The sequence below is a fragment of the Sphingomonas sp. P3_C5 genome (genome assembly GCF_056402635.1).
This window is the reverse complement of record NZ_JBFUHA010000002.1, coordinates 383,440-405,175: the sequence shown is the minus strand read 5'-3', so window position 1 is coordinate 405,175 and position 21,736 is coordinate 383,440. Positions and strand designations below refer to the sequence as shown.

The 21,736-nt window shown below is 64.0% G+C and carries 15 protein-coding genes and 1 pseudogene; 8 read left to right on the top strand and 8 right to left on the bottom strand.

Annotation, left to right across the window (positions count from 1 at the left end; all coding sequences use genetic code 11):
- The first annotated feature begins 37 nt into the window (after window positions 1-37).
- Window positions 38-691, top strand: a complete 654-nt coding sequence (locus AC1DVS_RS08150) for a hypothetical protein (protein WP_478021915.1) — start codon at window positions 38-40, stop codon at window positions 689-691.
- A gap of 6 nt (window positions 692-697) precedes the next feature.
- On the opposite strand, the gene metB is transcribed toward AC1DVS_RS08150, so the two are convergent.
- Window positions 698-1,852, bottom strand: coding sequence for a cystathionine gamma-synthase (gene metB / locus AC1DVS_RS08145; RefSeq protein ID WP_478021913.1), 1,155 nt, complete (start codon window positions 1,850-1,852; stop codon window positions 698-700).
- Window positions 1,853-1,866: 14 nt separating this feature from the next.
- The gene (locus AC1DVS_RS08140; protein WP_478021912.1) at window positions 1,867-2,271 is read right to left on the bottom strand and encodes a MarR family winged helix-turn-helix transcriptional regulator; all 405 of its coding nucleotides are present in this window, start codon (window positions 2,269-2,271) and stop codon (window positions 1,867-1,869) included.
- Window positions 2,272-2,462: 191 nt separating this feature from the next.
- Here AC1DVS_RS08140 and AC1DVS_RS08135 point away from each other — a divergent pair, with 191 nt between their 5' ends.
- From AC1DVS_RS08135 to AC1DVS_RS08125, 3 genes are all read left to right on the top strand, one after another.
- Window positions 2,463-4,163, top strand: a complete 1,701-nt coding sequence (locus AC1DVS_RS08135) for a chloride channel protein (RefSeq protein WP_478022113.1) — start codon at window positions 2,463-2,465, stop codon at window positions 4,161-4,163.
- Window positions 4,164-4,354: 191 nt separating this feature from the next.
- The gene (locus AC1DVS_RS08130) at window positions 4,355-9,742 is read left to right on the top strand and encodes a HAMP domain-containing protein (protein WP_478021911.1); all 5,388 of its coding nucleotides are present in this window, start codon (window positions 4,355-4,357) and stop codon (window positions 9,740-9,742) included.
- A 4-nt stretch (window positions 9,743-9,746) separates the two neighbouring features.
- Window positions 9,747-11,825, top strand: a complete 2,079-nt coding sequence (locus AC1DVS_RS08125; RefSeq protein WP_478021909.1) for a response regulator — start codon at window positions 9,747-9,749, stop codon at window positions 11,823-11,825.
- A 1-nt stretch (window position 11,826) separates the two neighbouring features.
- Here AC1DVS_RS08125 and AC1DVS_RS08120 read toward each other — a convergent pair whose 3' ends face one another.
- The 3 genes from AC1DVS_RS08120 to groES form a co-directional block, all read right to left on the bottom strand.
- Window positions 11,827-12,036 carry a hypothetical protein gene (locus AC1DVS_RS08120; protein WP_478021908.1) on the bottom strand — a complete coding sequence of 70 codons (210 nt, stop codon included), beginning with the start codon at window positions 12,034-12,036 and terminating at the stop codon, window positions 11,827-11,829.
- A 193-nt stretch (window positions 12,037-12,229) separates the two neighbouring features.
- Window positions 12,230-13,846, bottom strand: coding sequence for a chaperonin GroEL (gene groL, locus AC1DVS_RS08115; protein ID WP_478021907.1), 1,617 nt, complete (start codon window positions 13,844-13,846; stop codon window positions 12,230-12,232).
- Window positions 13,847-13,951: 105 nt separating this feature from the next.
- Entirely contained in the window at window positions 13,952-14,239 is a 288-nt protein-coding gene (groES, locus tag AC1DVS_RS08110) for a co-chaperone GroES (protein WP_478021906.1), read from the bottom strand.
- Window positions 14,240-14,609: 370 nt separating this feature from the next.
- On the opposite strand from groES, the gene AC1DVS_RS08105 reads away from it, so the two are divergent.
- The gene (locus AC1DVS_RS08105; RefSeq protein ID WP_478021904.1) at window positions 14,610-15,524 is read left to right on the top strand and encodes a sulfotransferase domain-containing protein; all 915 of its coding nucleotides are present in this window, start codon (window positions 14,610-14,612) and stop codon (window positions 15,522-15,524) included.
- A gap of 860 nt (window positions 15,525-16,384) precedes the next feature.
- Window positions 16,385-16,939 (top strand): response regulator transcription factor, encoded by a 555-nt coding sequence (locus tag AC1DVS_RS08100; protein ID WP_478021903.1) that lies wholly within the window; start codon window positions 16,385-16,387, stop codon window positions 16,937-16,939.
- Between the two features lie 27 nt (window positions 16,940-16,966).
- Here the strand turns inward: AC1DVS_RS08100 and AC1DVS_RS08095 are convergent, their stop codons facing one another.
- Entirely contained in the window at window positions 16,967-18,754 is a 1,788-nt protein-coding gene (locus AC1DVS_RS08095) for a DUF1963 domain-containing protein (RefSeq protein ID WP_478021902.1), read from the bottom strand.
- Between the two features lie 215 nt (window positions 18,755-18,969).
- Between AC1DVS_RS08095 and AC1DVS_RS08090 the strand changes: the two are divergent.
- Window positions 18,970-19,308 (top strand): annotated as a pseudogene (locus AC1DVS_RS08090) (ferredoxin family protein); the annotation flags it as partial.
- Between the two features lie 111 nt (window positions 19,309-19,419).
- Here AC1DVS_RS08090 and AC1DVS_RS08085 read toward each other — a convergent pair.
- Together AC1DVS_RS08085 and AC1DVS_RS08080 are read right to left on the bottom strand one after the other, a co-directional pair.
- Window positions 19,420-20,424 (bottom strand): glycerophosphodiester phosphodiesterase family protein, encoded by a 1,005-nt coding sequence (locus AC1DVS_RS08085; RefSeq protein ID WP_478021900.1) that lies wholly within the window; start codon window positions 20,422-20,424, stop codon window positions 19,420-19,422.
- Between the two features lie 152 nt (window positions 20,425-20,576).
- Window positions 20,577-20,891, bottom strand: a complete 315-nt coding sequence (locus AC1DVS_RS08080) for a hypothetical protein (protein WP_478021899.1) — start codon at window positions 20,889-20,891, stop codon at window positions 20,577-20,579.
- A gap of 199 nt (window positions 20,892-21,090) precedes the next feature.
- Here AC1DVS_RS08080 and AC1DVS_RS08075 point away from each other — a divergent pair, with 199 nt between their 5' ends.
- Window positions 21,091-21,711, top strand: a complete 621-nt coding sequence (locus tag AC1DVS_RS08075; protein ID WP_478021898.1) for a hypothetical protein — start codon at window positions 21,091-21,093, stop codon at window positions 21,709-21,711.
- Window positions 21,712-21,736 lie beyond the last annotated feature (25 nt).

The following is a 21,736-nucleotide window of genomic DNA, read 5'->3' as shown; positions in this document are numbered from 1 at the left end:
TACGATCGGCAAGGCTTTCGCCCAGAGGATGTCGCCCATGCGCCTGCTGCTCGCATTCCTGATGGCCACGATGATCACATCGCCAGCCTTCGCTCAGAATCCAGCCTCACTCGTCGGCCATTATGACGGCCACCAGATGGAGATGGGGGCCGAGCTGATCCTGACCGCCGACGGGCGTTTCCATTACGGCCTGGCCTATGGCGCGCTCGATGAGGAGGGGGTCGGGACATGGGTGCTGGAGGGCGACCATGTCCTGCTCACCAGCGATCCGGTCACGCCGCCCCGCTTCGTCTTGCTCGGCCAGAAGCCGGCACCGGCGGGCACCATGCGGCTGTCCCTCGAAGGGCCTCAGGGCATGTCGCTGCAATATTTCGACGCGGTGCTCAGCTTCGCGCAGCATGAGCCCGAGGGCAGGCAGTTCAGCGATGACGGCGTCTCGCTGCCGATCGATGCGAAGGATCCTCCCCTCACGGCCCGGCTGTTCCTCCCGATGTACCAGCTGAAGGGCGAGCCGGTCAGCATCGACCCTGCCAAGGGCTATTGGCTGAGCTTCCGGTTCGAACCCAATGATCTCGGCAAGGCCGATTTCCGCGCGGCCCCGCTCGTGCTCGACAAGGGCGACCTGCTGCTCGAGCGGTTCGGGCGGACCATCCGTTTCCACCGCGACGGGGATGTCCCGGCGGCTGAGTGAGCTGACTCAGACCTGACTCAAAGCGTAGTCGAGATCGGCGACAAGATCGTCCTCATGTTCAAGGCCGATCGACAGCCTCAGCAAGCTGTCGCGTATCCCGGCACCCTTGCGTCCTTCGACTCCCATCTCGGCATGGGTCATGGTCGCCGGATGCGCGACGAGGCTCTCGATCCCGCCGAGCGATTCAGCCAGGGTGAAGACGCGCACCGCCTCAGTGAAGCGGCGGATCTCTTCGTTGCCGCCGTTCAGCTCGAAGCTCAGCATCGCGCCGAAGCCGCGTTGCTGGCGCGCGGCGAGCTCATGGCCCTGGTGCGATGCGAGGCCCGGGTAATGGACCTTGCCGACCAGCCGGTGGCCTTCGAGGAAGGTTGCAATTCGGGCAGCGCTTTGCTGCTGGCGCTCGATCCGGGGAAAGAGCGTCCGCAAGCCGCGCAAGGTCAGCCAGGCATCGAAGGGCGATCCGGTCACGCCGGTGACATTCGCCCAGACTGCAAGCGCTTCCACCTGCGCCGGATCGGCCGCCACCACCGCGCCGCCGATCACATCGCTATGGCCGTTGAGATATTTGGTGGTCGAGTGGATCGCATAATCCGCGCCGAGCGTGATCGGCCGCTGCAGCGCCGGCGACAGGAAGGTGTTGTCGACCGCGAGCCGCGCACCGGCCGCCTTTGCCCGGACGGCGATGTCCTGGATATCCATGATCCGCATCAACGGGTTGCTCGGCGTTTCGATCATGACGAGCGAAGCACCCTCGGCCAGTGCTGCGTCGAGGGCAGCGGGTTCGGCCATGTTGACGATGCTCAGCCGGAACTGGCCCTTGCCCGCCCGAGCCTGCATCAGCCTGAGCGAGCCGCCATAGCAATCATGCTGCGCGACGACATGATTCAGCGGGCTGAGCTGGCCAAGCAGTAGATCGATCGCCGCCATGCCCGAAGATGTGACGACGGCCCCTGCCCCACCCTCGAGCGCGGCCAGGGCGCCGGCGAGCAGGTCGCGATTGGGATTGCCGGCGCGCCCGTAATCATAACGGCCGGGGCGCTCGAATCCCTCGAACGCATATGTCGTCGACAGGTGCAGTGGCGGGCAGACCGCGCCGAATGCGGCGTCGGTGGCAATGCCGTGGCCGGCCGCGATCGTCTCGGCATGGGGTGCTTTGGTCATCGGGAGTCCTTCACTTACAGGCGGCGCATCAGTTCCGTCAGCAATGGCCGCAAACGCCTGAGCTCAGCGCGGTGGCTGGCGGCGAGCGACGCAAGGACCTTTCGCCCAGTCTCGGTCAATAGAATGCGGACCTGGCGGCGATCATCGTCCCCGCGACTGCGTTCGACCAGATCGAGCCCCATCAGCCGATCGACCAGCCCGCTCGCGCTGTGCGGCCGCAGCAACAGCCGTTCGGCCAGCTCGCCGACCAGCATCGAGCCGCCCGGCACCCCGCGGAGCGCAAGCAGTGCCTGGTACTGCTGCGCGGTGAGGCCAGCCTCGGCCGCGGCATTCTCGCTGAAATGCAGGAAGGTGCGCAGCTCGTAGCGAAAGGTCGCAAGCGTCGTATAATCTTCGTCGCGGACATCGTCGTCGGCCATAAGCGATCTTCCCTGAGCCGCCGGTCGCCGGCTTGAAATATATCGGACTGCGATATAGCTGGCGCCCGTTTCCAGGCAAGAGGAAAGCCGTGAACCCGTCAGTCCCCCATCCCGTTCCCGGCAATGCTTCCAGTGAAGCCGCTATCGTCGCCCATCAGCCCAGGCTCGCCGATCACAGCGCCGACCGGCGGATGCTGCTGCTTGCGGCGATGGCGGTCGTCACCGGCACCGGAGGGGTCGCCGCCGCCTGGGTGCTGCTCCATCTGATCGCGCTGGTGACCAACCTCGCCTGGTTCGGCCGGATCTCCGCAGGCCCGGCGCAGATCGTCGATGCGGCGGCGGGGCCACTGGTGATCGTCATTCCAGTGATCGGCAGCCTGATCATCGGGCTGATGGCGCGGTTCGGATCGGACAAGATCCGCGGACACGGCATCCCTGAGGCGATCGAGGCGATCCTCTACGGCGAGAGCCGACTGTCGCTGAAGGTTGCCATCCTGAAACCGATCTCGTCGGCCATCTCGATCGGCAGCGGCGGTCCGTTCGGTGCCGAGGGGCCGATCATCATGACCGGCGCGGCGATCGGGTCGCTGTTCGCGCAGTGCTTCCACCTCACCGCCGCCGAGCGCAAGACCCTGCTGGTCGCCGGTGCCGCGGCCGGGATGACCGGGATCTTCGGCACGCCCGCAGCCGCGATCCTGCTCGCGATCGAGGTGATGCTGTTCGAATGGAAGCCGCGCAGCTTCGTGCCGGTGATGGTGTCGTCGCTTGCGGCGCTCGCCTGGCGGCCATTGCTGATCGGCAGCGGCGCGCTGTTCCCCTTTGCTGGCATCGTGACGACCAATGCCGAGACCCTGATCCTGGCCGGCGTGCTGGGGCTAGCGGCCGGCCTGCTCGCGGTGCTGCTGTCGCTCGCGCTTTACCGGATCGAGGACCTGTTCCACCGCTTGCCGGTCCACTGGATGTGGTGGCCGGCACTCGGCGCGGTCGTGGTCGGGCTTGGCGGCCTGATCGAGCCGCGGGTGCTCGGTGCAGGCTATAACAGCATCCAGGCACTGCTCGACGGTTCGCTGGCGCTGAAGGCGATCGTCATCCTGCTGGCGGCGAAGGCGATCGTCTGGCTGGTTGCGCTCGGGTCGGGCACGTCGGGCGGCGTGCTGGCGCCGTTGCTGATCCTTGGCGGGTCGCTCGGCGCGATCGCCGGCCAGTGGCTGCCGGGCGGCTCCGGCACCTGGGCGCTGCTCGGCATGGCTGGCGTGATGGGTGCGGCGATGCGAGCGCCCTTGACCGCAGCCGTGTTCGCGGTCGAGCTCACCGGCCGTTTCGACGCCCTGCCCGTCACGCTGGCCGCGTCGGGCGCCGCCTACGCGGTCGCCGTGCTGTTGCTCAGGCGGTCGATCCTGACCGAGAAGATCTCGCGACGCGGCCGCCACGTGCTGCAGGAGTACAGCATCGATCCGCTCGCACTGACTCAGGCGGGGCAGATCATGACTGAAGCCCCGGAAACGCTGCCCGAGGCGATGAGCGTGCGCGACGCGATCGCCTTTTTCGAGCAGCGCGCGCGACACCGCAGCTATCCCGTGGTCGATGCACAGGGCCGCCCGCGTGGTATCGCATCGCGATCCGACGCGCTGCGCTGGCGCCAGGCGGAGCTGCCGGCCGAGGTGACGTTGGGCGATCAGCTGTCCGACATCTCAATGCCGGCGGTCTACCCGGCGACGCCGGCAAGCGACGTCGCCAACCTCATGATCACGGAGGATATCGGCCGAGTCTGCGTGATCGACCCTGATGGCGGGATGCTGCTCGGCATCATCGCCAGGCGCAACCTGCTCCAGCCACGCGCCGATACGCTTCGTGGCGAGCGACACCGTGCCGGCGGGGCGTCCGACAAATGAGACCGGAGCCGCTTTGCGCGATCAAGATGCTGTTAGGGTTTTTCCGACACAATCCCGGGACACTAGCCGGTTTTCGAGGGCAATAAATGTTGTGGCGATCATTTTCGGTCGCGTTATCATGCATCACCAACATCTATCAAAGGCCGGGGGGCCGCGTCTGGCGGGGGGAGAAAAACGTCAGGGAGTAACAGGTGAATATCGAAGCACCCCGCGAGTTTCTCGACCGCCGTCAGCTCGTCTCCGCGTTTCGCAGCCTGCGCCGCGGCGATTTCTCCATTCGCCTGCCCGATGATCTTTCCGGGCCTGATGCCGAGCTTGCCCAGCTCTTCAACGAAGTCGTCGGCCTGAACGAGCAGATGACCGAGGAGTTCGAACGGCTGTCCAAGGTCGTCGGCAAGGAAGGCAAGATCAACCAGCGCGGCCGGGTGAAGAACGCCACCGGCGGCTGGGAAAGCGCGATCCGCTCGATCAACGACCTGATCGAGGACATGGTGCAGCCGACCGCCGAAGTCGCCCGCGTGATCGGCGCGGTTGCCAAGGGCGATCTCTCCCAATCGATGACGGTCGAGATCGACGGCCGGCCATTGCGGGGTGAATTCCTGCGCATCGGCAAGGTGGTGAACACCATGGTCGAGCAGCTCGCCTCCTTCGCCTCCGAAGTGACGCGCGTGGCGCGCGAGGTGGGCACCGAGGGCAAGCTCGGTGGCCAGGCGACGGTGAAGGGCGTTGCCGGCACCTGGAAGGACCTCACCGACAACGTCAACGCGATGGCGACCAACCTTACGGGCCAGGTGCGCAACATCGCCGAGGTGACCACCGCGGTGGCATCGGGCGATCTGTCGAAGAAGATCACGGTCGAGGTGAAGGGCGAGATCCTCGAGCTGAAGAACACGATCAACACCATGGTCGACCAGCTCAACTCGTTCGCGTCCGAGGTCACGCGCGTGGCGCGCGAAGTCGGTACCGAAGGCAAGCTCGGCGGTCAGGCCCGCGTGGAAGGCGTCGCCGGTACGTGGAAGGATTTGACCGACAACGTCAACCTGATGGCTGACAATCTCACCGGCCAGGTTCGCAACATCGCCGAGGTGACGACTGCCGTGGCGTCGGGCGATCTGTCGAAGAAGATCACCGTCGATGTGAAGGGCGAGATCCTCGAGCTCAAGAACACGATCAACACCATGGTCGATCAGCTCAACGGCTTCGCCTCCGAGGTGACGCGCGTGGCGCGCGAGGTCGGCACCGAAGGCAAGCTGGGCGGCCAGGCGCAGGTGCCGGGCGTCGCGGGCACCTGGGCCGATCTCACCGACAATGTGAATTTGATGGCCGCGAACCTGACCGGCCAGGTCCGTAACATCGCTGATGTGACCACGGCGGTCGCTTCGGGCGATCTGTCCAAGAAGATCACGGTGGACGTGAAGGGCGAGATTCTCGAGCTCAAGAACACCATCAACACCATGGTCGACCAGCTCAACGGCTTCGCGTCCGAAGTGACACGCGTGGCGCGCGAGGTCGGTACCGAGGGCAAGCTCGGCGGCCAGGCGCAGGTGCCGGGCGTCGCGGGCACCTGGGCCGATCTCACCGACAATGTGAATTTGATGGCCGCGAACCTCACCGGTCAGGTCCGCAACATCGCCGATGTGACGACCGCCGTGGCGAAGGGCGATCTGTCGAAGAAGATCACCGTCGATGTGAAGGGCGAGATCCTCGAGCTGAAGAACACGATCAACACGATGGTCGATCAGCTCAACGGCTTCGCCTCCGAGGTGACGCGCGTGGCGCGCGAAGTGGGTTCGGAGGGCAAGCTCGGAGGTCAGGCGCAGGTGGAAGGCGTCGCCGGCACGTGGAAGGATCTCACCGACAACGTGAACTTGATGGCGGGCAATCTGACCGGCCAGGTCCGCAACATCGCCGAGGTGACGACCGCTGTGCAGCGCGGCGACCTTTCCAAGAAGATCACAGTCGACGTGAAGGGCGAGATCCTCGAGCTGAAGGACACCATCAACGTGATGGTCGATCAGCTCAATTCCTTCGCCTCCGAAGTGACCCGCGTGGCGCGCGAAGTGGGCTCGGAAGGCAAGCTTGGCGGACAGGCGAAGGTTGAGGGCGTCGGCGGCACCTGGAAGGATCTGACCGACAATGTGAACGAGCTCGCCGCGAACCTGACCGGCCAGGTCCGCAACATCGCCGAGGTGACCACCGCCGTGGCGCTGGGCGATCTTTCCAAGAAGATCACCGTCGATGTGAAGGGCGAGATCCTCGAACTGAAGGACACCATCAATACGATGGTGGATCAGCTGAACTCCTTCGCCTCCGAGGTGACGCGCGTGGCGCGCGAGGTCGGTACCGAGGGCAAGCTGGGCGGTCAGGCGCAGGTGCGCGATGTCGCCGGCACCTGGAAGGACCTCACCGACAACGTCAACCTGATGGCCGACAACCTCACCGGCCAGGTCCGCAACATCGCCGAAGTGACGACCGCGGTGGCGAAGGGCGATCTTTCCAAGAAGATCACCGTCGACGTGAAGGGCGAGATCCTCGAGCTGAAGAACACCATCAACGTCATGGTCGATCAGCTCAACGGCTTCGCCTCGGAAGTGACGCGCGTGGCGCGCGAGGTCGGCACCGAGGGCAAGCTTGGCGGCCAGGCGCAGGTGCCGGGCGTCGGCGGCACGTGGAAGGATCTGACCGACAACGTGAACCTGATGGCGACCAACCTCACCAACCAGGTGCGCGGCATCGCCGACGTGGTGACGGCGGTTGCGCAGGGCAACCTCAAGCGCAAGCTGGCGGTGGACGCCAAGGGCGAGATCGCGGCTTTGGCCGACACGATCAACGGCATGATCGAGACGCTCTCGACCTTCGGCGATCAGGTGACCAACATGGCGCGCGAGGTCGGCATCGAAGGCCGATTGGGCGGCCAGGCGCGCGTGCCGGGCGCGGCGGGCCTGTGGCGCGACCTGACCGACAACGTCAACCAGCTCGCCGCGAACCTGACCAACCAGGTACGCTCGATCGCCGATGTGGCGACCGCGGTGACCAAGGGCGATCTGACGCGATCGATCGCGGTGGAAGCCTCGGGCGAAATGGCTTCGCTCAAGGACAACATCAACGAGATGATCCGCAACCTGAAGGAGCAGACGCTCAAAAATGCCGAGCAGGACTGGCTGAAGACCAACCTCGCCCGCTTCTCGCGCATGCTGCAGGGCGAGCGCGATCTGACCACGGTTTCGAACCTGATCATGTCCGAGCTCGCGCCGCTGGTGGATGCTCAGTACGGCGTGTTCTACGTCACCAACCGCGATACCGATGAGACGGTGCTCGAACTGGCGGCAAGCTATGGCGCCGAGAATCGCGACTCGCTCAAGCGCGAGTTCAAGCTGCGCGAGGGGCTGGTCGGCCAGGCGGCAGCGGACAAGCGGCCGATCCTGCTGAAGAACGCGCCGGCCGATTTCATCCGGATCGGCTCAGGGCTCGGCCATGCCGCGCCGGCGCATGTCAACATCCTGCCCGCGCTGTTCGAGGACGAAGTGAAGGCGGTGATCGAGCTCGCCTCATTCAGCGAGTTCAACGAGACCCATCAAAGCTTCCTCGACCAGCTGATGGAATCGGTCGGCATCGTGCTCAACACAATCGCGGCGACGATGCGGACCGAGGGCCTGCTGAAGCAGTCCCAGCTGCTGACCCAGGAGCTTCAGGCACGTCAGACCGAGCTTACCACAAAGCAGGAAGAGCTTCACGCAACCAACGAGGAACTGCAGGAAAAAGCGCAGCTGCTCGAGAACGAGAAGAAACAGGTCGAGGCGAAGAACCTCGAAATCGAGATGGCGCGGCGCGCGGTCGAGGAGAAGGCCGAACAGCTTGCCCTCACCTCCAAGTACAAGTCCGAATTCCTCGCCAACATGTCGCACGAGTTGCGTACGCCGCTCAACTCGCTGCTGATCCTGTCGAAGCTGCTGGCGGACAATCCGCAGGGCAATCTCAACGAGAAGCAGACCGAATTCGCACGCACGATCAACTCGGCGGGATCGGATCTGCTCAACCTGATCAACGACATTCTCGATCTGTCCAAGATCGAATCCGGCACCGTCTCGATCGAGATCGGCGATATGCGGTTGAGTGGCCTCAAACAGCATATGGAGCGGACCTTCCGCCAGCTTGCCGCCGACAAGAATCTCGATTTCCGGGTCGAGTTCGGTGCCGAGTTGCCGGCGGCGATCCGCACCGACGAGAAGCGACTGCAACAGGTCGTGCTCAACCTGCTGTCGAATGCCTTCAAATTCACCTCGCATGGCAGCGTCACCCTGTCGGTGCGCAGCGCGCGCGCCGGGTGGAGCACCAACCATCCGGTGCTGCGCAATACCGACGAGGCGATCGAGATCGCCGTCACCGATACCGGCATCGGCATTCCGCAGGACAAGCAGAAGCTGATCTTCGAGGCGTTCCAGCAGGCCGACGGCACCACCAGCCGCAAATATGGCGGCACCGGCCTCGGCCTCTCGATCAGCCGCGAGATCGCCCGGCTGCTCGGCGGCGAGCTCAAGGTGCGGTCGCAGCCCGGCGAGGGATCGACCTTCACCCTGTTCGTGCCGCTCCAGGCCGAAGCGCCGGGCACCAGCCTCGCGACGACCACGACCGCGCGTTACGACAATAGCGGCGCGACCGTGCCCAACGCCCTGCCCGCGCAGCTCGACGTGACCGACGACCGCGATACGCTGGGGGATTCGCCCTTCGTGCTGATCGTCGAGGACGATGCGACCTTCGCTTCGATCCTGCTCGACCTGGCGCGCGAGGCGGGGCTCAAGGGCGTCGTCTCCACCGCAGGCGCCGGGACCCTGGCGCTCGCACGCAAGCTGCAGCCCAATGCGATCACGCTCGATCTCGGCCTGTCCGACATCGACGGCTTCGTGCTGCTCGATCTGCTCCGGCACGATCCGCAGACCATGCATCTGCCGATCCATGTCGTGTCCGGCGCGGACAAGCTCGACATGGCGCTGGATATGGGGGCGTTCGGGGTGACCGAGAAGCCCGCCGCACCGGAGACGCTGACGGCGGTGTTCCGCGATCTCGCGCGTGTCGCCCGCATCAGCCCCGCGGCACCGACCCTGGTGGTCATCGACGGCGCGGAGGCCGCTGCCGGCCTGCCGTCAGTGCCTGAGCTCGCCGGATCGAAGATGCTGATCGTCGATGACGATATCCGGAACATCTACTCGCTGACGAGCGTATTGGAGAGCTACGACGTCGAGGTCGTACACGCAGAGGGTGGCAGAGACGGCATTTTGATACTCGAACAGACGCCGGGCATCGATCTGGCGCTGATCGACATCATGATGCCCGAGATGGACGGGTACGAAACGATGCAGCGCATTCGGGCTCTCCCCGAACTCGCCGATATTCCGCTGATCGCGGTAACGGCCAAGGCGATGAAGGGGGACAGGCAGAAGTGCCTCGACGCCGGCGCCTCCGACTATATCGCCAAGCCTGTGGACATCGAGCTTCTGCTCGCACTGCTCCGCGTATGGGTCGCCCGTTCGCGGGATCGCACGCCGGCGACGCCGGCGCGGGCGAGCACGGCGGCGGAATGACCCGGTGCCACGTAAACAGCATCTCGCGGTGCAGCCTGTGACGCTGGTGGAGACGGCGCCCCTGCTGAAGGTTGTCGACGCCGAACCGCTCACGCGGTCGCGGATCCTGGTGGTCGACGACGATGAGCATAACCTGCTCGCGATCCGCACCGTGCTGGAGGATGTCGGCGACGTGGTCGTCGCAAAATCGGGCCATGAGGCGCTGCGCGAACTGCTGCGCGGCGAATTCGCGGTGATCCTGCTCGACGTCTATATGCCGGACATGGATGGATATGAGGTCGCGCGGATGATCCGCGGCCGCGAGCAGACCAAGCGCATCCCGATCATCTTCCTCTCCGCCGTCAACAAGGAGATGGAGCATCTGATCCGCGGCTATTCGATGGGCGCGGTCGATTATGTGTTCAAGCCGGTCGAGCCGATCGTGCTCCGCTCCAAGGTGGCGGTGTTCGTCGATCTGTTTCAGATGACGCTGGAGATCCGCCGCAAGGCACAGGCCGAACAGGCTCTGCTCGACGCCACGATCCGGGCCAATAGCGAGCGGCTTAGGGCCGAACGCGAGCTGCGCCTGGCCGAGCAGCGCCAGGGCGCGATCATCCAGTCGCTGCCGATTCTGCTCTATCTCGAGACCGAGGGCGTTTACCCGCGTGTGCCGAAGCTGATCAGCGGCGATTTCACTGCGATGACGGGATTCCCGCTGGAGGAAGTGCGGCGGACCCCGACGCTATGGCACGACCGGCTTCACCCCGAGGACAAGGATCGCGTCGAAGCCGCGCTCAGGGGCCGGGCGCACGGCGCACCGCTGGCGATGGAATATCGCTGGCAGCATGCGGACGGGCGCTATCGCCATGTGCTCGACCAGGCCGTGCCGATGCGCGACATGGACGGCAAGCAGATGGAATATGCCGGCACCCTGCTCGACGTGACCGAGCGCAAGGATCTGGAGACGCAGCTCCTCCATGTCCGCAAGATGGATGCGATCGGCAAGCTGACAGGCGGCATCGCGCATGATTTCAACAATTTGCTGGCAGCGGTGATCGGCGGCCTTGCGCTGATCGAGCGGCGGGTGCCGATGAACGACGAGCAGCACAAGCTGCTCGCAATGACCCAGCATGCCGCGGGCCAGGGCGCCGAGCTGGTCTCCCGCCTGCTCGCCTTTGCGCGCAAGCAGAAGCTGGAGCCGGCGGCGATCGACGTGACGTCGCTGTCGATCGCGGTCAGCAATCTGCTGTCGCACACGCTGGGCGGCCTGGTCGAGATCGCCTGGGATATCGATGCGGAGGTCGCGCATCCCTATGCCGATGAAGGCCAGCTCGAGCTCGCGCTGATGAACCTCGCGATCAACGCGCGCGACGCGATGCCCGAGGGTGGCACCATCCGGATTTCAGCCCGCAACGCGGTCGCGGAGCAAAAGGACGAGCTTGGCCTGAAGCCGGGTCGCTATGTCATGCTCGCGGTCGAGGATAACGGCTGCGGCATTTCCGCCGACCTGCTCGAGCGCGTCATGGAACCGTTCTTCACCACCAAGGAGGTCGGCAAGGGCACCGGCCTCGGGCTCAGCATGGTCTATGGTTTCGCCAGCCAGTCCGGCGGCGCGATGCGGATCGAGAGCCGTGAGGGCGAAGGCACACGGGTGGAGCTATGGCTGCCCGAAGCGCCGCGCAGCACCGCCGCGCCCAGCACCGGCGCAACCGCCCCGGTCCATGCGCCGTCCGAGCCGCTCAATATCCTGCTGGTGGATGACCATGACGGAGTCCGCGAAACGACCGCGGCGCTGCTCGCCGATCTCGGCCACAGCATTGCCGTGGCGGCCGACGGCATGACGATCCTCGAGACGTTGCGCGCCGATCCCGACGTGCAGCTCATCATCAGCGACTATGCGATGCCGCATCTGTCGGGTTCCGAGGTCATCCGCCGGGCGCGGAAGATCAAGCCCGGGCTCAGCGCGATCATCATCACCGGCTATGCCGATGACGAGGGTCTCGACCTCTCGAACGAAGACGTCGTCACCCTCAACAAGCCGTTCACGCCGAGCCAGCTCAGGAACGCGATCGGCGAAGCGATGGCGATGCGCGTGCAGGCCTGAGCTATTTGGCCGCGTATTGGCCGGGCTCAGCGCCGAAATGCTCCTTGGCGTGCGCGCGGGCCGCAGTCGCGGTCGGGAACACTTCATCCTGCAGCGTCGAGGTGACGATCGGGTAGTGTTGCGAATTATACCGCGTGTCACGCACGGTGAGGCGGTAGTTGCCTTCCTCATTCTTCTGGATCAGGAAGGGCTTTACGGGAATTCTAGACATAGGGTTCTCCTTCTATTTTTTGCGGCCCAGTTCGGTGCACGCCCCAAAATCCTTCTCCCCCTGTGGGAGAAGGTGGCCCGAAGGGCCGGATGAGGGGGCGTGAGGTTCGGGACATCAATCAGAGTCCCCCTCACCCTTCCCATCGCTACGCGATGGGCCCCTTCCCTCTCCCACAAGGGGAGAGGGAGTTAGGTCAGTATCCACCCGTAGTGGCGGTATCGGCGCTGTCTTCGACCCAGTCGGCGATCGCCGCCTCGGTGGTGATCAGCAATCCCGCGATCGACGCCGCATCCTGAAGGGCCGAGCGCACAACCAGGGTCGGATCGATCACGCCGGCCTGGACGAGGTTCTCGTACACCTCGGTCTGCGCGTTGAAGCCGAACTCCTGATCATTGCCCTCGATCAGCCGCCCCGCAACGACGCCGCCGTCATGCCCGGCATTCTGCGCGATCTGGCGGATCGGCGCCTGGAGCGCCTGGCGGATGATGTCGATGCCGCGGGTCTGGTCGTCATTCGCGCCCTTGAGGCTGGCCAGCGCACGGCTCGCATAGAGCAAAGCGGTGCCGCCACCGGGGACGATGCCTTCCTCGACCGCGGCGCGGGTCGCGTGGAGCGCGTCGTCGACGCGGTCCTTGCGTTCAGTCACCTCGACTTCGGTCGAGCCGCCGACCCGGATGATCGCGACGCCGCCCGAAAGCTTGGCAAGGCGCTCCTGGAGCTTCTCCTTGTCATAGTCCGACGTCGTGTTCTCGATCTGCTGGCGGATCGCCTCGACCCGACCCTTGATCGCGTCGGCAGTGCCGGCACCGTCGATGATCGTCGTCGTGTCCTTGTCGATCGTGACGCGCTTGGCGCTGCCGAGCATGTCGAGCGTTACGCCTTCCAGCTTCATGCCGAGCTCCTCGGAGACGGTCTGGCCGGCGGTGAGGATCGAGATGTCCTCGATCATCGCCTTGCGGCGATCGCCGAAGCCGGGCGCCTTGACGGCCGCGACCTTCAGCCCGCCGCGCAGCTTGTTGACCACGAGGGTGGCGAGCGCATCGCCCTCGATATCCTCAGCGATGATGAGGAGCGGCCGGCCCGACTGGACGACGGCCTCGAGGATCGGCAGCAGGGCATTGAGATCGCCGAGCTTCTTCTCGTGAAGGAGGATGTACGGATCGATGAGTTCGACCGACATCTTCTCGGCATTGGTGACGAAATAGGGCGAGAGATAGCCGCGATCGAATTGCATGCCCTCGACGACTTCGAGCTCGAACTCCAGGCCGCTGCCATCCTCGACGGTGATCACGCCTTCCTTGCCGACCTTCTCCATCGCTTCGGCGATCTTGCGGCCGATCTCCTCGTCGCCATTGGCGGAGATGATACCTACCTGGGCGATTTCGTCAGTGCCCGAGACGGGCTTGGAGCGCGCCTTCAGATCCTCGACCACCGCCGCGACCGCGAGATCGATGCCGCGCTTCAGGTCCATCGGGCTGATGCCGGCCGAAACCGACTTCATCCCCTCGCGCACGATCGCCTGGGCGAGCACAGTGGCGGTGGTGGTGCCGTCACCGGCATGGTCATGCGTCTTGGACGCGACCGCGCGGAGCATCTGCGCGCCCATATTCTCGAACTTGTTGCTGAGCGTGATCTCCTTGGCGACGGTGACGCCGTCCTTGGTGATGCGCGGCGCGCCATATCCCTTGTCGAGCACGACGTTGCGGCCCTTCGGCCCAAGCGTCACGCGCACGGTGTTGGCGAGGATATCGACGCCGCGGGTGATCGCTTCGCGCGCGTCGCGGGAGAATTTCACGTCTTTGGCTGCCATGGTGCAAATCCTTGTCGTCGCCCCGGTGGAGGCCAGGGCGCTATGGAATGAAGGTCGCGCGTCGCAACGCAGCGGCCCCGGCCTCCGCCGGGGTGACGGCTCAGATCAGCCGAGAATTCCGAGCAGATCGCTTTCCTTCATGATCAGCAGGTCCTCGCCGCCGAGCTTGACCTCGGTGCCGGACCATTTGCCGAACAGGATTTTGTCGCCGGCCTTGACGTCGAGCGGAACGATGGTGCCGTTCTCGAGACGGAGCCCGGTGCCGACCGAGACGATCTCGCCCTCTTGCGGCTTTTCCTTGGCGGTTTCGGGAATGATGATGCCGCCGGCGGTCTTTTCAGCAGCCTCGATGCGGCGCACCAGGACTCGGTCGTGCAGGGGACGAAATGCCATGGGCCAATGCTCCACGCTGGGCCGCGACCAAAAGGGTCGCTTTCACAAGCGGTAGCCAGCGCTGCCGGAAGCGATCTGGCACTCGCGATGCGGGAGTGCCAACGCGGCTGATATCGGCGCTCGGGGCGCTCGCGTCAATGGCGGTGGGGCAAAACACCTGTCAGGCGCGTCAGGATACCAGTGGAGAGTACCGGCTCGCCCGGCCGCATCTTCGTCGTTTCGTCGCATCCTTGACGCAAGGGCGTCGCCGCACCCTCCCTTTTTGGTCATCCCGCCCCCAGGCAGCACGCGTCCGACCGTTATTTTCGTCCGGTCGCCTGGCTGTATCTGGGGCGAATAAAGGGCCGAACGGCCCGGCAGGGAGTGACTGATGGCTACGCAGCTGGCGCCTGAGGCGCCCGTGAAGACACGCGAGTTCCACAATCATCATTTCGATTCGACGATCTGGAACGATTTCGCCTTTCGCGACGACGACATCGTCATCGCGACCTATGGCAAGTCCGGCACGACCTGGATGCAGCAGATTGTCGGCCAGCTGATCTTCGAAGGCGATCCCGAGGTGAATGTCGCCGAGCTCTCGCCCTGGGTCGACCTGCGCGTGCCGCCCAAGGAGGTGAAGCTGCCCGAGATCGAGGCGCAGATGCACCGCCGCTTCCTCAAGACCCATTTGCCGGTCGATGCGCTCGTGTTCGATCCGATCGCCAAGTACATCTATATCGCGCGCGATGGCCGCGACGTGATGTGGAGCATGCACAACCACCATGTGAACGCCAATGCGGCGTGGTTCGCGGCGATCAATGACTCCCCGGGCCGGGTCGGCCCGCCGGTTCCGCCGGCCGATGCCGATCTGCGCCGCTATTTCCTGAACTGGCTCGACAATGACGGCGCGCCCTTCTGGCCATTCTGGGAGAATGTGCGGAGCTGGTGGGCGGTCAAGCACCTGCCCAATGTGATGCTCGTCCATTATCAGGACCTGAAACAGGACCTGGTGGGCGAGATGCTGCGCATCGCCGAGTTCCTCGACATCGATGTGGACGCGGCGCGCTTCCCGGCGATGGTCGAGCATTGCAGCTTCGACTGGATGAAGGCCAATGCCGCAAAGTCCGCCCCGCTCGGCGGCGTGTTCTGGGACGGCGGCGCCGAGACCTTCATCAACAAGGGCGTCAATGGCCGCTGGCGCGACACGCTGACTCTGCCCGACAACAAGGCCTATGAGACGCGCAGCGTGATCGAGCTCGGCCCCGATTGCGCGCGCTGGCTGGCGGGCGGCGCACGCGCCGTCTGACGCCAGGCGGGGCGGGGCGCTGGGGGCGGACGCCCCGCCCCATAATGGGTGCCGGGCCCGTGCCCCGGGGGCCTGTAAGGCGCGTTTAATTTTGCGAGGTAAGCGCAAAAACCGCTGAAAACGCGTGATTTATGTCGGGATTTTCCAACGTTTTTGCCATTTCCTGCTGCAATATCAAATGCTTGATATCTCGCATAAATGCATTGCAGTAACGCCGGCTTCTTCTGTAGAATTCTTACAATATCAAATTCACACCTGCCGCAGAATTCAGACTATACGGCGTCGCGATGCAGCCGAGCATAAGTACTGTGTCGGCCGTGTTGGCATTTTTGCGAGCCACCGTGTACATATGAAATTAAAATGAATCCGCGTTCTGTAAAGAAATTGAGGCCATTGTAGCGCCGATCTCCAACGTATTATCTTGATGTATTCGCCAGTGACTGGACAGTTAAATTTTAAAATTGCCATATCTATATTATGCAATTTTGCGAGTCGCCCATAATTAGGGCATGTCTTCTTCACACTGCGGTTTCGGGCGTTCGGCCGCATGCGCCCGCCCTCGCCACCTGACCGACGGCGACGTCTCGAATGTATCGACAATGGCAAAGAGCATGGCCGATGCACGCAGCCCCGGATCCGAGACCATAGCCCGGGACCCGAAAGCGTTGAATCCACCACAGCTCAGCGCGGCGGATGGCGTCGCGACATAGCATCAGACGAAAGGTCGGTCCCGCTTCGGGAAAAGGCCGCCCCCAATGCGGGTACGCTCGCGAAGCGCGCGCCGGCGATTCATGCTATAAGGTCACCATGCCGACCTTCATCCCATCCATTTCCACTCGATCGCGAGGACGCCTGTTCAGGTGACTCGCGACAAGACCGGGCGCGAGACTGCGCCAGCCCCACCACCCACGTCTTCGCGCAGCGCCGCGAGCGACATAAAGCCGCCAGCACCGGCGCAGGCGCTGCACCGGCTCGTGCACATCATCGGCGATACCGAGGAAATTCGCGCCCTGCTCGGCGTGCTGACCAGCCGCCGGCCCGACACGCGCATGCAGTGCTTCGCCTCGGGGGAGGCTTTTCTCGACCAGCTGGCGACCCTCGAACAGGGCGTGGTGCTGCTCGATTTCGACCTGCCCGGCATCAGCGGCCTCGACCTGATGACCGAGATACGCTGCTTGCCGAAGCTGTTCCCGATCATCGCATGTTCCAATCGCCGCAGCATCGGGCTCGCCGTCGACGCGATGAAGCTCGGCGCGCTCGATTTCCTGGAGAAACCGCACGAGCTCAAATCGCTGTTCGCGGCGATCGAGGACGGGTTGGGGCTGATCGAGAATGTGCGCGCCATCGAGGAGCAGCAGAGGATCGCGCTGATCAGCGATGGCGATGATGCGCCGGTCGATCAGGCCGGGGCGTAGCCGTCGGCCAGCGTCACTTGGCCGGCGTCAATAGGAGCCTGAGACTGTCTCGACCCGGTCAAACCGTCCTGCGGCAAGGTCGTGCGGCCGGATCAGGAACTGGATCACCCCGTCGCCTATCCCGAAGCCGATCGCGTCCTGGCTGACCAGCTCCAGCAGGAGGAGCCATTCGCCCAGATATTCATCGACATCGCCCTGAACAAAGCTTGGCGGCCCGAACATTCGATTGGGCGTGGGCGCGAACACCACGCGATGCTGCTCCAGCTTGCCTGCCTCCTTGGCCAGATTAAATTGCGCAAAGGCTTCCTTCGACAGCGCATCGGCGGCCGCCATGTCGGCCGGCTCCTTGCTGCTCAGCGCCTTTGCTCTGGCCGCCTTGATCGGCTCATCGAGACCTGACCGCGCGTCGAATTCGCGCTCATATTCCTGACGCTCGTACGCCATGCCAAGCATGTGCGCGTCTGCGCAAGCCTCGATCTCGTCGGCCGGAACGACCGACAGGCCCTCGCTTCCCAATCCAAGACTGACGTTGATGCTTGTCCAGACTGTCCCTGCCCACAGAGTGATCACCGGAACGAGTGGCTCGATCCGCTGCCACAACCTGTCCACCTCGTCCGGAGCCAGCGCCTGTCCGGCCCGATGGCCGGTCGCCTCCTCGTAAAGCGCACGCGCCTCCGCTCGCCACCCATCCACCAACGCCTCGCGCGTCGGGATGTCGGCATCCGGCGCGAGCGCCCGCCACTCGTAATCCGCAATCCGGTCAAGATTCTTCAACGCTGCCGTCGCGACGACCCGCACCGCTGCCCAGTCATGCGGAAACCCGGCAAAGGGCCGCCCCTCCAACCGGCGCTTCCCCGGCTCGGGCACCAATGCCCCGCTCGCATCCTGGGCCTTTATGAGCAGCTCGGCGGTCAGCTTCTCGTGCCAGAACAGATGCTGCTCTTCCTCCAGATCGACATGCGGATACTCGATGGCCGCCGGCGCGAATGGCCAGCACGGCAGCAGCTGAGGCGCATCGCGCCGCTCTGCCGGCATGTTGGCCGAAACCATGGGCGAAGAATAAAGTGCGTCCTTGCCAAAGGCTGGCGGCAGCTCCGCCGGGGCCGTCAACGGTCTCCAGTCCCCTGCATCGCCTGGTTGGTAGAAGAAGCGGAAGTGCCAATGGCCGCCCCACTGCACGAACAGGTACAAAGCCCCGCTTTTCGGCAAGAGTTCGGTCGGGTCCAGGCGCGCCAGTGCCGCACATTCCCATTGCATCACGAAGGTAAGCGGCGTCCCGTCCTCCTCGCGCGGCCAGCTCATGCCGGTCGGCCCGACTGGCACGCCGCCATAGAAGGACAGCCCCGGATCGGCGGGCGGCGGAAAGATTTCCCGGAACAGGATCGGCCGCCAGCGCGCAGCGTCAATTGCGCTGGCCGTCATCGGGTCGATGTCGACAGCCCTGTCTTCCTGCGCCCTCAGCGCTTCGGCGATTTCCATCTCCGCCTGTAATTTCAGCCGCTCCGCCTCGATCCGGCGTTTCCTGCCTGACGCGATTTGCTGCGGGACAGGACCTGAGCCCGCCTCAGCTCCATTCCCACCCGCCGCACCAGTCGCGGCCATTCGCCGCCGGGCACGCCCCGCCGCGCGAAAGCCCATCGCCAACGCCGCGCACCCGATCGCCCAGGCAAGGATGGTCCGCCCCGGCCCCAGCGGAACGTGAAAGGGTGTGAAACTCTCGATCGCTGCCAGGGTGAATATCAGCGCCAGGCCTGAAACAATGAACGCAACGACAAACGCCAGTCCTTGCTCAAACGCTCGATCCAACGCTGCCATACCACCTCCTGCTTACGCGAAGGGCATGCACGATCAAGTGCTGCGGCCAGGTTAAAGGGCCTTGCCCTGTTCCTCATCAGACCCTCCATCATCTTTCGAACAGCGGCGACATGGAGCTGACCGGGGGTTACCGACGAAGGTGGGCGTATCGGGGTTGCGCCAAGCCTCTCGGAAGTGGACATTGCTCAAAGCTGCGGTGGCGGAGCGGATCGGAAATGACGAGCGTCATCACGGACACATGTATCAAGTGCAAACACATGGCCTGTGTCGAGGTGTGTCCGCATGATGCCTTTCACGAGGGCGAAAACATGCTCGTGATTAACCCGCTGGAGTGCGGCGATTGCGGATGCTGCGTTGCTGAATGCCCGGTAGATGCCATCGTGTACGATACCGATCCGCGCGCCGAACCATGGCTTGAGCTGAATGCGCGATATTCGCAGTTATGGCCGAACGTAACCGCAAATCGTGGACAGACGCCGCCCGACGCTCACCTGTTCGACTCCGTGACGGAGAAATTCGGCCGCTATTTTTCGCCCAAACCAGGAAAGGGCGACATCGGGTCTCCCGTCAGCCATCCGCATTCAAAGCAAGGACGAATCCCTGTTTGGGAAAGGATGAGGAGGATGTTCAAAGGGCTTTGACGCGAATTCTGGCGTATCGCCCGGTCACCCACCAAATCGCCTGCGAACCTGCGGCCCGACCTTCTCGACATCGTTCGTCAGGATCATTCCCGGAAAGCCAGGAGGGATAGCGTTCATATCCTCGAGGTTTGCGATTCCGTTGGCCCCTGAGTAGCCGGAGGGTCGAAAAGCGGCCGGCCCAACCGGATCGACCAGGACGACAAGAACATTCGCGCTCTTCATTCGCGCGAGGAAGCGATTGGGCCAGCCCCAATACATCCAGCGCAGGTTTATCGGCACGCCGATCGCGCCGTTCCGGCAGGCGGCCGGGACATATCCACTCCAGCCGAGCGCCCAATAACCATAGACACAGTGCTGCCCGATCTTCTTCGACATGAGCAGTGCCTGGGGCGCGCGCTGCTCGAGGCGCGCTATCGGCTTGTCGGCTGCATAGACCCAAAGCCGATGATCGATGGGATGCCCATGTGCTTTCATATAAGCAACCAGCTGATCCGACTCCTGCGGATCGTTGCTCTTGATGTTTATCAGGAACTGCTTGCCCGGAAAGGTGGCCAGCACTTCATGCAGCGTGGGCATCAGGCCCACGCCCTTTCCCCGAAACGGGAAGGTCTTGCCGCCATCGGCGGTGTATCCGTATCCCACATCGAGGGTCTTTAAATAGGCCATCGATTGATCCCGGGTGACCCCGTGGCCGTTGGTCCGGCACGCAAGATCCCAGTCGTGGAAGACCGCGAACTCTCCATCAGTCGTCGGGTGAATGTCCAGTTCCTGCACCGTCGCGCCCGCTGCGAAACCGGCGCGCATCGAGGGGATCGTGTTCTCGAGATACGGATTGGCAGGCTTATTGATGTGCGTCGCGGTGCAGGCATTCAGCCACCGCGGGTCGCTCGGATAAGTCTGGTGGACGCCGCGATGGGCCAAAACGCCCGGCCTGCCGGACGGTACCGGCGCCAGCCAGGAAGCGTTGTTGGCATATAGCGCGATCAGCGCTGCGCCTGCCGATGCCGCTATCAGCCTCCTCCGCCGCATCCCGCCTCCTGTAGCCCAAGACCTTTGCGATATGCATAGCATGCAGGCCAGGTCGTGAGCTCATAAACGCCCGCCGCGAGTGATGCGGTGACGAACGATTTCATAGGGCGCTGATAACAGGCGTTATAGTTCAAGTCAGCAGCTGGGCTGAACTACCGTCGCGCTGCGCTGACCGCCATCATGACCATGACTAGCGCGAAAAAGGCGAGCATAGCGTAGCCGAGCACTGTCTCTACGCGAGCCAGGTTGCGGATGTGCCGGTCTATCTCCGGGTCCTGCAACAGCCTGTAGCGCGCTACACGATCCGCCCCGCGTCGACTGCGCGGCAATGACCGCGTCGTGCTGTCGATTATATGCAGGGCGCCTGGGTGCCGCTCGGCGAGCGCCGACCGCAGTCGCCATTGGAACCAGGCTGTCAGCGCAAAAAGAGAGATGTAGATGCCGGTAAGGATAGGAATTGGTGACATAGGTACACCGTAATGCCGTCCACGGGCCGCGCAATCAATGACCGCTGTGGACAATTGCACCCAATTCCATCGCTCACGTCAGTTGCTGACTCGACCCGACGCGATCATTCCTCCAAATCGCGGCGGAGCCTTCCGCCAGCACGCTGCGTTCGTGCGAATGGCTGTTGTCGGATAGATCGCTGTGGAGATGGGATGCCGAATGCGTGAACTGGTCACTGTCTGGTTTCGGGCGGCTGTCCGTTCGATATTCATCCCCTCGCTTGTCGTCACCGGACTGTTCGCGAGCGCTCATGCCTCCGCCCAGGAATATTCCATGCGGGATGTCGGCGGCTGGACGGTGGCGGCGAGCAAGGACCAGAAGGGCTGCTTCCTGACCAGGACGTACGATGTGGACGGGAAAACAACCCTCCTGTTCGGGCTGGATATCGACGGCAGCAACCATCTCTCGGTTCTGAACGATAATTGGTCGATCCAGCCGGGAGAGCAGCTGAAACTGAATTTTCGGCTCACCAGAGGCGGCTATTCCGAGCACGCGGTCGTCGGCATGGCTTCGGGCGAGAAAAAGGGCTTTGTCACGACTTTCGAAGCAAAATTCCCGGCCTATTTCGCCGCATCCAAGGCCCTCCACATCGATCGCGGCGATGTGCCGGTCGAGCGGCTGAGCCTCGATGGAAGCGGTGCTGCGGTTGCCGAGCTGGAGCGCTGTGTCGCCGTTTACCGGGCGAGCCCGGTTGCCGACGCGCCGGACACGGAGCGTTCCGACGGGATACCCAGGGACCCGTTTTCTCCTGATGCCAAGCCGAGAACCAAGGACCGGTGATTCCAGCGGTGGGGGTGACAATCCC

What these genes read in the sequence shown, in the direction of transcription:
- groES (WP_478021906.1), bottom strand. Translation starts at nt 14,239, where the DNA reads ATGGCATTTCGTCCCCTGCACGACCGAGTCCTGGTGCGCCGCATCGAG.
- groL (WP_478021907.1), bottom strand. Translation starts at nt 13,846, where the DNA reads ATGGCAGCCAAAGACGTGAAATTCTCCCGCGACGCGCGCGAAGCGATC.
- AC1DVS_RS08085 (WP_478021900.1), bottom strand. Translation starts at nt 20,424, where the DNA reads ATGCGGCGGAGGAGGCTGATAGCGGCATCGGCAGGCGCAGCGCTGATC.
- AC1DVS_RS08105 (WP_478021904.1), top strand. Translation starts at nt 14,610, where the DNA reads ATGGCTACGCAGCTGGCGCCTGAGGCGCCCGTGAAGACACGCGAGTTC.
- AC1DVS_RS08150 (WP_478021915.1), top strand. Translation starts at nt 38, where the DNA reads ATGCGCCTGCTGCTCGCATTCCTGATGGCCACGATGATCACATCGCCA.
- metB (WP_478021913.1), bottom strand. Translation starts at nt 1,852, where the DNA reads ATGACCAAAGCACCCCATGCCGAGACGATCGCGGCCGGCCACGGCATT.
- AC1DVS_RS08095 (WP_478021902.1), bottom strand. Translation starts at nt 18,754, where the DNA reads ATGGCAGCGTTGGATCGAGCGTTTGAGCAAGGACTGGCGTTTGTCGTT.
- AC1DVS_RS08140 (WP_478021912.1), bottom strand. Translation starts at nt 2,271, where the DNA reads ATGGCCGACGACGATGTCCGCGACGAAGATTATACGACGCTTGCGACC.
- AC1DVS_RS08075 (WP_478021898.1), top strand. Translation starts at nt 21,091, where the DNA reads ATGCGTGAACTGGTCACTGTCTGGTTTCGGGCGGCTGTCCGTTCGATA.
- AC1DVS_RS08120 (WP_478021908.1), bottom strand. Translation starts at nt 12,036, where the DNA reads ATGTCTAGAATTCCCGTAAAGCCCTTCCTGATCCAGAAGAATGAGGAA.
- AC1DVS_RS08080 (WP_478021899.1), bottom strand. Translation starts at nt 20,891, where the DNA reads ATGTCACCAATTCCTATCCTTACCGGCATCTACATCTCTCTTTTTGCG.
- AC1DVS_RS08135 (WP_478022113.1), top strand. Translation starts at nt 2,463, where the DNA reads ATGCTGCTGCTTGCGGCGATGGCGGTCGTCACCGGCACCGGAGGGGTC.